The 3331-nt window shown below is 75.5% G+C and carries 2 protein-coding genes; both read right to left on the reverse strand.

Features of this window, described 5'->3' with window-relative positions; translation table 11 throughout:
- Window positions 1–37 precede the first annotated feature (37 nt).
- Window positions 38–1579 (reverse strand): NADH-quinone oxidoreductase subunit N, encoded by a 1542-nt coding sequence (locus tag ACOJTC_RS27480; RefSeq protein ID WP_420119056.1) that lies wholly within the window; start codon window positions 1577–1579, stop codon window positions 38–40.
- A gap of 31 nt (window positions 1580–1610) precedes the next feature.
- On the reverse strand, window positions 1611–3140 hold the full coding sequence (locus ACOJTC_RS27485) for a complex I subunit 4 family protein (protein ID WP_377686022.1): 1530 nt from the start codon (window positions 3138–3140) through the stop codon (window positions 1611–1613).
- Window positions 3141–3331 lie beyond the last annotated feature (191 nt).

The raw sequence follows: 3331 nt of genomic DNA on the forward strand, positions 1-3331 counted from the left end.
GTCCGGCCCGCCGGGGCGCAAGCTCCGAGCGGGCCGGTCAGCGGGAGGCGAGATCCAGCACCAGTTGGGGGGCGAAGCCGATCACCACGGCCAGCGCGGTCGCCCCGGCCAGCGCCACGGAGACCGGCCAGGCCACCCGGCCGGGCGTCACCCCGGGCGCGACCCCGACGGGCGCGGCCGGCTGCCCGGTTCGGGCGGGGACGCCGGTCGCGGCCGGCTCCCCGGCAGGGGTAGGAGCGGTCGGGTCGGCGTACAGGGTGGCGGCGAGGCGCAGGTAGTAGGCCAGCCCGATGACCGCGTTCAGCGCCACCACCAGGGCCAGCCAGCCGGCCCCGCCGTCCAGCACCGCCCGGACCACGGTCACCTTGGCGAACCACCCCGCCCGCCCGGGCGGCAGGCCGGCCAGGCCGACCAGGGCCAACGCGAACGCCGCCCCGGCCCAGGGCCGCCGCCGGCCCACCCCACGCAGGTCCGCCACCGCGCCGCCGTCCGCACCGGCCGGGCGCAGCGCCACCAGCGCCGCGAACGCCGCCAGCTCCACCACCACGAAGAAGACCGCGTACGCCACCGCAGCGGCGTACGCGCCGGCCCGGACGTCGTCGGCCCGGCCGGCGGCCGACGCCAGCACCCCCAGCGGCGCCAGGATGTAACCGGCCTGGGCCACCGACGACCAGGCGAGCAACCGGACGGTACGCCGCTGGCGCAGCGCCACCAGGTTGCCCACGGTCATGGTGAGCACCGCCAGCAGGGCCAGCACCGGGCCGGTCACCTCGGCCGGCAGCGCCCGCTGCACCACCGCCAGCAGGGCCACCACCCCGCCCAGCTTCGACGCGGTGGACAGGTAGGCCGCCACCGGCAGCGGTGCCCCGTCGTAGGTCGCCGGCGCCCAGGCGTGGAACGGCACCGCCGCCACCTTGAAGGCCAGCCCGAGCACCACCAACGCCACCGCCGCCGGCACCAGCGGCAGGTCGGGCGCGTCGGCCAGCAGCCCGCCGAGCCGGCCCAGGTGCAGACCGCCGGTCGCCGCGTAGAGCAGGGCCGCGCCGAGCAGGGTGACCGTCGTGGCCACCACGCTCACCACGAAGAAGGTGACCGCCGCCTCGGCACTGGCCAGGCTGCCCCGGCGCAGACCCACCAGCACGTACAACGGCAGGGTCAAGGTCTCCAGGGCGACGATCAGGGTGATCAGGTCACCGGCCTCGCCCAGCACCACGCCACCGGTCATCGCGCAGGCCAGCAGGAAGCAGTACTCCCCGACGGGCTTCGGACCGCCCCGCAGCAGCGGCCCGGAGAGCCCGAGCACCCCCAGGGTGAGCAGGGCGAAGACCCCGGCGACCAGGGCCGCCCGGCCGTCGAACACCCACGAGCAGTCGGCCCCCATGCAGAAGGTCCGCCGGGTGCCGGCCGCGCCCACCACCACCGCACCGACCCCGGTGGCGACGACGCCCGCGCAGGCCACGGCCACCGTCGCGCCGGCCCGGCCGACCAGCAGATCCGCCAGCAGCACGAGTACGGCGGTGCCGGCCGCCAGGTACGCCGGCAGCAACGCCACGTTGTCGACGCTCTGCACGAGACTCATCGGTGCTCACCTCCGTTCGCGACTGCGGACGTCACCGGACCACCGCCACCAGGGCGTCCACCGGGCCGGTGGCGTAGCCGAGCACCAGGGTGGGTGCCAGGCCGACAGCGAGGGCGAGCAGGACCAGCGGAACCCAGGCGGTCAGCTCCACCCCGGCCAGGGCGGGGGTGAACCGGCCCACCGCCGGGCTGGGCCGGCCGTGGGTGACCCGGCGCAGCAACCGCAGGAAGTACGCGGCGGTGAGCGCCCCGCCGACCGCCGCCAGCACCGCCAGCGTGGTCCACAGCGGCCCGCCCCGCTCGACGGCCGCGACCACCGCGAACGCCTCACCCCAGAACCCGGCCAGGCCGGGCAGGCCGAGCGAGGCGACCGCCGCGAAGCCGAGCAGACCGGCCAGCCGGGGCGCGGTCTCCCGCAGCCCGGACAGCTCGGCCAGCGCCCCCGTGTGGGCCCGGTCCTTGACCGCCCCGGCGAGGAAGAACAGCAGCCCGGTGATCACCCCGTGCGCCACGTTTCCGATCAGCGCCGCCTGGATGCCGGTGGCGGTCAGCGTCGCCACCCCGAGCAGCACGAACCCCATGTGCCCGACGCTGGAGTAGGCGATCAGCCGCTTCAGGTCGTCCTGGGCCAGACAGACCAGGGAGCCGACGAGGATCGCCGCGACGGCCAGCACCCCGAGGATCGGCGCGGCCCAGCGGGCACCCTCCGGGGCCACCCCGACGGCCACCCGGATCAGGCCGTACGTGCCCATCTTGAGCAGGACCCCGGCGAGGATGACGCTGCCGACGGTGGGTGCCTGGGTGTGCGCGTCGGGCAGCCAGGTGTGCAGCGGCCAGAGCGGGGCCTTCACCGCGAACGCCAACCCGAGCAGGGCGAACGCGGTCAACTGGGTGCCCCGCGACAGCCCCACCCCGCCGGTCAGCGCGACGATGTCGGCGGTGCCGGCGGCGGCCACCACGACGAACACGCCGACCAGCAGCAGCACCGAGCCGAAGAGCGTGTAGAGGGCGAACTTGCGGGCCGCCGCGCGGGCCGCGTCGCGTGCCGGCAGATCATCGCCGGTGCCACCCCAGCCGGCGATGATCACGTACATCGGCAGCAGGACGACCTCGAAGAAGACGAAGAAGAGCACCAGGTCGAGGGCGAGGAAGGTACCCAGGATGCCCACCTCGACCACCAGCAGCAACGCCACCAGCGCGCGGCCGCTCCCCCGGCCCTCGGGCACCCGCCGCACGGTGTAGCCGCAGCAGAGCAGGGTGAGCAGGGCGGTCAGCACCACCAGCGGCCAGGAGATGCCGTCCACCCCGAGGTGGAAACGCAGGTCGAGGCCGGGCACCCAGGGCAGGTCGACCTCGTGCCAGGGCTGCACGGCGGGAGCCGGACCGTACCCGAACCAGCCGTGGTCGCCGAGCACCAGCAGCGCCGCCCCGACCAGGGTCAGGCCGGCGACCGCCGTACCCAGCAGCCGGGCCGCCCGCTCCCCGGGGAGCACGGCCACCAGCGCCGCCCCCACCGCCGGCAGCACCAGCACCGCGACCAGCAACACCTGCCCAACAGTCATGGGGCCCGCCTCTCGTTCGCGACTGCGGGGCTCCGCTGCGCTGCACTCCTCGCGCTCACCGAACCGACCTTTCATTCGCGACTGCGGGGCTCCGCTGCGCTGCACTCCTCGCGCTCACCGAACCGACCTTTCATTCGCGACTGCGGGGCTCCGCTGCGCTGCACTCCTCGCGCTCACCGAACCGACCTTTC

Origin of the sequence: Micromonospora sp. (assembly GCF_048594385.1) — a bacterium.
In the GTDB taxonomy this organism is placed as follows: Bacteria; Actinomycetota; Actinomycetes; order Mycobacteriales; family Micromonosporaceae; genus Micromonospora; species Micromonospora wenchangensis.